The organism is Aeromonas cavernicola, from assembly GCF_002795305.1.
GTDB classification, from domain to species: Bacteria; Pseudomonadota; Gammaproteobacteria; order Enterobacterales; family Aeromonadaceae; genus Aeromonas; species Aeromonas cavernicola.
In genome coordinates this window covers 1-7,375 of sequence record NZ_PGGC01000010.1, presented here as the reverse complement: position 1 = coordinate 7,375, position 7,375 = coordinate 1, and the positions used below count along the sequence as shown (strand labels likewise).

Annotated in this window: 7 protein-coding genes and 1 pseudogene; 3 read left to right on the top strand and 5 right to left on the bottom strand. The window is 41.8% G+C overall.

Annotated features, from left to right (window positions below):
• Positions 1-542: pseudogene (thiH, locus tag CUC53_RS01685) on the top strand (2-iminoacetate synthase ThiH); the annotation flags it as partial.
• Between the two features lie 339 nt (positions 543-881).
• Here the strand turns inward: thiH and CUC53_RS01680 are convergent.
• The 3 genes from CUC53_RS01680 to CUC53_RS01670 form a co-directional block, all read right to left on the bottom strand.
• On the bottom strand, positions 882-2,627 hold the full coding sequence (locus tag CUC53_RS01680; protein WP_100292558.1) for a hypothetical protein: 1,746 nt from the start codon (positions 2,625-2,627) through the stop codon (positions 882-884).
• A 195-nt stretch (positions 2,628-2,822) separates the two neighbouring features.
• Positions 2,823-3,293 carry a hypothetical protein gene (locus tag CUC53_RS01675; RefSeq protein WP_236757844.1) on the bottom strand — a complete coding sequence of 157 codons (471 nt, stop codon included), beginning with the start codon at positions 3,291-3,293 and terminating at the stop codon, positions 2,823-2,825.
• Positions 3,274-3,609, bottom strand: a complete 336-nt coding sequence (locus CUC53_RS01670; protein ID WP_100292557.1) for a hypothetical protein — start codon at positions 3,607-3,609, stop codon at positions 3,274-3,276. Before CUC53_RS01670 ends, CUC53_RS01675 begins: the two co-directional genes overlap by 20 nt.
• A 143-nt stretch (positions 3,610-3,752) precedes the next feature.
• Here CUC53_RS01670 and CUC53_RS01665 point away from each other — a divergent pair, with 143 nt between their 5' ends.
• On the top strand, positions 3,753-4,061 hold the full coding sequence (locus CUC53_RS01665) for a hypothetical protein (RefSeq protein ID WP_100292556.1): 309 nt from the start codon (positions 3,753-3,755) through the stop codon (positions 4,059-4,061).
• A gap of 144 nt (positions 4,062-4,205) precedes the next feature.
• Positions 4,206-4,745, top strand: coding sequence for an REP-associated tyrosine transposase (locus tag CUC53_RS01660; protein WP_100292555.1), 540 nt, complete (start codon positions 4,206-4,208; stop codon positions 4,743-4,745).
• Between the two features lie 578 nt (positions 4,746-5,323).
• Here the strand turns inward: CUC53_RS01660 and CUC53_RS01655 are convergent.
• Together CUC53_RS01655 and CUC53_RS01650 are read right to left on the bottom strand one after the other, a co-directional pair.
• Complete coding sequence (locus tag CUC53_RS01655) at positions 5,324-6,037, bottom strand: retron Ec48 family effector membrane protein (protein WP_100292554.1); 714 nt, start codon at positions 6,035-6,037, stop codon at positions 5,324-5,326.
• Between the two features lie 2 nt (positions 6,038-6,039).
• Entirely contained in the window at positions 6,040-7,266 is a 1,227-nt protein-coding gene (locus CUC53_RS01650) for a reverse transcriptase family protein (RefSeq protein ID WP_100292553.1), read from the bottom strand.
• Positions 7,267-7,375 lie beyond the last annotated feature (109 nt).

Below are 7,375 nucleotides of genomic sequence, written 5' to 3'. Positions count from 1 at the left end.
ACCTGCGCGGCAACAAGCGGGACATCGCGTGGCGCCTCGCCACGCCGGATCGGCTGGGCCGCGCCGGTATCGATAAGATCGGGCTGGGGGCGCTGATTGGCCTCTCCTCGGACTGGCGCGCCGACAGCTACTTTGTGGCCGAGCACCTGAGCTGGCTTGAGCGCCACCACTGGCAGAGCCGCTATTCCCTCTCCTTCCCGCGCCTGCGTCCCTGTACTGGTGGGCTGGAGCCTGCCGTGGTCATGTCGGATCGCCAGCTGGCCCAGCTTATCTGCGCCTGGCGCCTCTTCTCGCCCACGCTGGATTTGTCGCTCTCGACTCGCGAGTCGGCTACCTTTCGCAACGGCGCGGTGCGCCTTGGCATCACCCAGATGTCGGCCGAGTCGCGTACCCAGCCGGGTGGCTATGCCGAGGGGGATAAAGAGGAGCTGGAGCAGTTCGCCATCCACGACGACCGCCCGGTGGGGGAAGTGGCCGCCGCCGTGCGGCAGGCGGGGTTGCAGCCGGTGTTCAAGGATTGGGAGCCCTTCTTGGGTCGTTAACGACGTTTACACCAGTGGTAACAGACAGCGGCAAGCAGATCGGAGGGGCAGATCCCCGCCACTGCTTGCCGCTTTGCTTTGTTTGCTGCAACAGGATTGTTTCGTTGGTGCGACGATGACTCTTGATATCGTTTCGCCAGTGCAAAAATCGTGGCTGCTGGTCAGCTTATTGAATGGGCCATTGTGCCCATAAGCAGTGGCCGATTTTGGATGAGGGGTGGCCGCTATGCAGAGCAACGTTCGGGCCTATAACCCTGTAGTGTGCCTGCGTAGGGTGCAATAAGTGGAACGCATTGCACCACTTTGTTTTTTAGGGGGATTTCATTTCCCCCTACTTCCTTAATTTATATTTTTCTTCAGCCTTGCCACTCTATTTATTTTTGATAAAAGGCTGACATTCTTTCTGCTTATATCTTTTCGCATTGATTTATCCTCAATGAATTCATAAATGGCCTGTATTGTTTTGAATTTATTTTTGGCCATAGACATTCCACCGAAGACGATTTTTTTACCTGTTCCCAAGAAAGGTAAAAATAGACCTGCGGTATCTTCACACAAGTCAAGAGCATGATTTATTATTTTCTTTTGTCTAGAGAATTTATCTAGTTCAGCATTATATTGTTGTATGCGAAGATTTCTATCTTGACTGTTAAGCATATTTAGTTCAGAAAATAAAGAATTCATTCCTCTTCGTACTACACAACTAGATAGCTCTGCTTCAAAATCAGATATCGGAATGTAATCATTAATGTCGAAGGTAGATATTAGAGCTAAGGTTTTATTTTCCTCTGCATTTACTTCTGGTATTATAAAAAGCGAGTCTAATGTTTGGAATGTAGACTTTTTGTAGAAGTTTAATAGACTACCCATCATTGATGCATATGGATGATCCGTGTATTTTCCTTCTTCGGTATAGAATGGGAAATATGTTGCATCCAGCGCATGAGCTAAATGAATTCTATCGCTATTTACAGTAAATTCAAACTCGTAAACATCTTTCCTATCAAGCTGCCAAGAGCTCATAATAGTATTATTGACACCATATCGTGCTATTCCCATTGGGCCCGCTTGATTCAATGTGTCTAAGCTACTTCGCAGAGCTTTTCTTGGCCATAGAAGATAGTTACTAACTATGTCATGATGGATGCCAAATATATCAGATATATCTCTTATTAATGGATATATATAAGGCTCTAATTCTGGATCGTTAAATATATAGTTTTTGTTTATTTCTGCAAGGTCAATTGCCGACAGAGCTGAAATTGCACGCCTACTTATAACAGCTGCAGGGTTCGTAAGGAATAACTCGTTAATGAATCCATAGTCTAGGCGATTTTCTGGTTGTAAATTTATGATTTTGAGTCGTCCGCGAGATACAAGGTTTAAAATGTCATCGCGATTTATTTTTTGTTCTTCCAGAAAATGTTGCATATTTTCAGCAAGTGGAAGTATGCAATAAACAACATCATATAATAGCAAGTGGTTTCTAAGGTTTGCATTCTTAAATAGGGAGAAATTTACTAGGCAGCAACTTTTGTTTTCATCAAAAAAATATAACTCTGATTTGCTAAAAGAACCGCCATAGAATTTTTCAACATTCTCGTACCATAGGGACTCGTCTCGTTCAATAAATTCACAACAGAGATTTTTCTTAGTTTGAGATGGCGCAATAATAAAAACTTCATCACCAAGATCTATGAGAGGGGCATTTTTTGTGCTTAAGATGACTTTAACATCAAAAGGCAGTTTCAATTTATTAGCTGTTATCTGAACGGAAATAGCATCAGAAGATGTGTTACATGCATCTAACTCGATTAAAATAATATGCTCTTGATGATTAGTTGTTATAGCAGCTACCTTTACATCTTTATGAATAGATGCAATGTGTATATGTAACTGACTCAATGTGTATGGAAAACCCTCAAAGTTTGATGGGATATCTTCATCAGATATGCAATCTAGTTCGTACTCATATTTTTCAGGATGCTTGTCTATGAGTTTTATGGGGGCGGTTATATATCTTATCTCTCGTTCAAAGACATTGTTAATTGTTTCTAAATCATCAATCTGTTGCTCGATAAACAACGCATAACTATGTTCGTTTAGTTTGAACAGTCGAGTGGTTAAATATGGATATCGTGCTCTAAATGACAGGTCGATTCTTCGGCACCATCCATCAAAGTTTACTGTCAATTCAATTACTCCAATAATAATCTAACGGAACCTAGAGTTTTTTATAGTTCGTTACAAGCTTCATCTCTGTGGCCTCTATTTAATCCTTTATTTAAGTCTTGTCAGAGAGCTGGAAAGTTGGTCGAGATAATCAGTCAGCGAGAAAGGCTGAGCAAATTCCTTCATCCCGGCTAATCTATCCAGCTCTGCTTGGCCGACTTGCTGCAACTGGGCTTGGTGGGTAGGCGTCAGGGTGGTGACTCTTGCCTTGATCAAGGTGTCGAGAAAACTGCGGTCTCCCTCTACGGCTTGATGGAATGCCTTGAGTGCCAGCGCATCTACTTCTGCTGCCGTACAGCGCTCCATGCTTTTCTCATGCAGGTAGATCAGCACGGTCGCCTGCTGTTCCCTCTCCAGTGACCAGAAGGGGTCGCCTTTCGCTGGCAGTGTGGGCGTGTGCTGTGACTTGAGCGCTTCGCACCGCTCAAACGCAGGATCCAGATCGTGCAGTGACAAGGCCATGGTGCCCTGACAGACAAATAACAGCAGGAGCGCGAGTTTACTTGTTATATGAGGCATGGACACACTTCCAGAATTGAGATTCTTTACCTGTTGAGGACCATGCCATGGGTTCGACAACCTGATTCAATTTATGGCGAAGTATGTTGGGGATACCTTCCATGGCTTGGCCATACAATTCCCAGTCGTGGTCATGGATGTTGTAGACCACATCTTTGGCACTTCTTGGGTCGCTGAAAATGGTATATAGCGGTGTGGCAGAAACGGCGAAGGCCAATTGATTCGCGCTATCCACAAGTTGGTCGATCTGCTCAAGAGCATCTATTGAGCGGGAACTCAGAGTCAACTCTTTGATCGGACAAGTGGCTATCCCCATGATAATCTCCTGTTGTTACCAGACATAAATGAGGTCAAATGGATATCATTTGTCCAGCCAATGATCAAATTGCATGACTTGAAAATGGAAGATGTATCGTACTGTTTTGAGGTAAGCAGAACCGTGAGAGATGGATATTTATCATGATGCTACTGGTCGTTTTTCTTATTGCTGCAATCTACATATTCTCCGGTTTTGGTCGGCTTGAGGATAAGCGTTTTTTATTCGGTTCACTCTTGATGATCTTCTATATTTTCCTCTATTACATTTTCCCAGTTACTACTTCCGGCACTTCCATTTATATCGGTCGCTTAACTCAATATCTCCCTGTTTTTTCATATGGTGTGATATTGTTTGGTCATTCCACTCTCCCTTCGAATAAAGAGAAGTATGTTCATTGGGCCGGATTTTTGGGATTGGTATTTTCCATTCTGTCTCATTCTACAATTTAATGCTTATTAATTGTTAGCATGAAAGTGGGCGTGGTAAGCAAAGTTGTAAAAATAGAGGTGTAATTCACTTCGTTCATCGCACCCCATGTTTTGCTTCGCTTGAACCACATTTAACAACAGGGTTGATTGTGGGTTGGGCAATACATGTCGAATTACAAACGGGCATGGCAACCGGGGGGAACCTGGTTTTTTACGGTCGTGCTGGCTGAACGTCAGAACAACCATCTACTGGTCGAACGGATTGATCTGTTGAGGAAGGTTGTCAGGGAGGTGCAAGAGAGCCATCCATTCCGGATCCACGGCTGGGTAGTCTTGCCCGAACATCTGCATGCTTTGCTGGAGTTACCGGAAGGGGATACCAATTTTCCGTTGCGCTGGCGCCAAATCAAAAGCAGGTTTTCACGAGCAATCCCCAATTTAGAGGCTCGCTCAGAATCTCGTTGGCAGCGTGGCGAGCGGGGTATTTGGCAGCGACGTTATTGGGAGCATCTGATCCGCGATCAGGAAGATTTCAATCACCATCTCGATTACATCCATATCAATCCCGTCAAACATGGATTGGTAACAGCCCCGAAAGATTGGCCTTATTCTACCTTCCATCGCTGGGTTAAACAGGGCAGGTATCCATTATCTTGGGGAGACATCGCCACACCAGAATATGAAATGCTACACGACGATAAATAATCGGCATTAACGTTGTTAACGTAGGGTGCAATAAGCGGAGCGCATTGCACCGCTTTCATTATGATAGTTGTGAAGATAGAGGTGCAATTCACTTCGTTCTTTGCACCCTACGGTATTTAACCGATGGTGCAAACCCAATCACCGTCAGATTAACCATCCTTCTCCGCTGATTTATAAAAATGGGGGGAAGGGCTAGGGCGAGATCATGAGTAAGTAGGGTGTAATAAGCGAAGCGCATTACACCTTTTGGCAGATAAATAGGAGCGGTGCAATTCACTTCGTTCTTTGCACCCTACGGTACTCTCCCACAGGGAGAGGGGATAAAGCGGCACCGGAAATATGCTCGCCAGCCACGTAGGTTCGATTAGCGAAGCGTAATCGGACAGCGGTAACGGCATTGCTCCCTTCTCCCATTGATTAAAAAAGGAGGAGAAGGGTTAGGGATAAGGGGAAAGAAAAAGAGATTTCACGGTAAACGTTGGGCTTCGCTACGCTCAGCCACAACCTACACAATCGGTAGTTTGGTGCTGAGCCTGAGCAGCCAAACATATGAAGTACAACATATAGAAACATTCATATTAATGATATTTTCTTGTGTGTATTTGTGTCGACGCAGGCATTCTGAAAAATTCCTCATTCACTTTCTGAATGAAATCGAGGACTATACCTTCAACTTCATAATAATTATTTCTAGGCATTCGACTAACGTTAACGCCTAATTTTTTAAAAATCTTTATCATTTCACCTTGGTGTTGCTGATAGTCAAATGCGATACCATTATTAGATGCCTTTGATATTTTATTCGACCTTAATATCTGTTCATTTATTTGGTTTATAACTGCCATGTATTCCTGAGATACACCGATATCACCAATTGTCGATTTAGGGCATGCTAAATTGTACCACTTGAACAAATTTATACTTTTCCAAGATATTGTTTCAAATCTCGATGCCTCTAGCTCGATATAACTTCTGAAAGAATTTAAATGGGATAAATGGATGTTTGTTTTTATTGCATCAAGATTAGATACGTATGTTTTAAGTGCAAGATAAACACCTGCAATAGCAAATATATAAGATAAGAACTGAACCACCCCGTTTACGATTGGAGGAACATCTTTAAAAATTTTAGTGAAGTTCTCCATGCACTTTGGTTCAAAGCAAACTTCTCTATCAAACACATTATCAACATATAACTCAAAAGATATACTACCAAAAAATGAGGCTACAGTAACTGCGATGCAAATCCACATTAAAATCTGAAACCACTTTAGCTCTTTTGTATTATTCATCACTAATCATCACACATTGGTTTTATGTCATTTAAGCGAGACCTGAATCTACGCGACGAATGCTCAAAAGTTCTATTCAGGATGTTCAAATCATAATGAGCCTGATGATAAAGCCGACGATACCAATACTCCTCTTTATGGTTAGCATACCAACCTTCAAGTTTATGTATAAATGAATCCAATCTAGTTATATCCATCTTGGATGGTAAAGGAAGAATATTCAAAACTCTAGTTTGCAGTGATATATATTGCTTATGTCCAAGTCTTTTAAGTTTATTTACTCTACCTAGACATCTATTAAAACTGCGCCGATAATCTCTACTAACTCTATAATCAGCAATTTTAGCAAGAGACTCCAGGTTTTTAACTGAAGCTCTAATTCTAGAAACCTCATCAGATGGTAATCTTGGTTCTTTAAAAGAGACTCTTAGACCATGAATTAAAATATCTATTGTCGAAGATCTAATGATATTTGTTTTGGTCTCATTTAAAGGGAGATTTTTCCCATATAACATCTGGCGAACAAGTTCGAGTGAAAATGAAAAGTCATATTCGGGGTTGCGGCTTGATATTGTTATATCATCAACAAGTCTTGTATAACTTAAACCTTTACTTTTTAACCTTTGGACTATTGCAGGCTCAACATCAAATAGGACCGCACTAGCAATATAACTAGATGTCAGTGCACCCTGAATTAACATGTTATTATGACAACATATATCAACTAGAGCGTTTGCAACGGCTCTTGGATATTTCAACAATTTATTGAATACATTAAAAACCAATTCGGGCGTAATATTATCGAAAAAATCTTTAATATCTATTTTTAACACAGATTGACTACCGCAATGCTTACTTGCACAAGCTACGTAGTCTTTCGAAATCATAGTGTTATTATAGCAATCATTTGGAACAGAACCATATATATATTCTGGCCAGATAATCGCGCCACCTTTTTTTCGGTGTTTATCCCATGGGTTTCTTTTAGGGCTACCGAAAATTCTTCTAACAATTCTTCTTTGTATCTTTCTTACTAACTTATGAGGAGCGTGGACATGTCTTGATGTTCCATCTGCTTTTGGCACATAAAATTCTTTATACCTATCGCTATGCGCAAGTGCCTTGAAATCCTCATATTCCGATGAGGAAACATCAAGGCAAGACAACAAATTACTAACAGTACTAATGGAGTTTTTATATCGCCTTCGATAATTTAAGGTATTTTCCATAACATGCCTTTAAGATATACGCCTAGCCTACCCATACAATAGGATGCGACCCGATGAAGCCAAAAACTAGAATATGCCTGTTTGTTTACCTTCATCGGGGCGCATCCTA

Coding starts and splice junctions, on each gene's coding strand:
- CUC53_RS01675 (WP_236757844.1), bottom strand. CDS start 3,293: ATGCCTCATATAACAAGTAAACTCGCGCTCCTGCTGTTATTTGTCTGT.
- CUC53_RS01670 (WP_100292557.1), bottom strand. CDS start 3,609: ATGGGGATAGCCACTTGTCCGATCAAAGAGTTGACTCTGAGTTCCCGC.
- CUC53_RS01665 (WP_100292556.1), top strand. CDS start 3,753: ATGATGCTACTGGTCGTTTTTCTTATTGCTGCAATCTACATATTCTCC.
- CUC53_RS01660 (WP_100292555.1), top strand. CDS start 4,206: ATGTCGAATTACAAACGGGCATGGCAACCGGGGGGAACCTGGTTTTTT.
- CUC53_RS01655 (WP_100292554.1), bottom strand. CDS start 6,037: ATGAATAATACAAAAGAGCTAAAGTGGTTTCAGATTTTAATGTGGATT.
- CUC53_RS01650 (WP_100292553.1), bottom strand. CDS start 7,266: ATGGAAAATACCTTAAATTATCGAAGGCGATATAAAAACTCCATTAGT.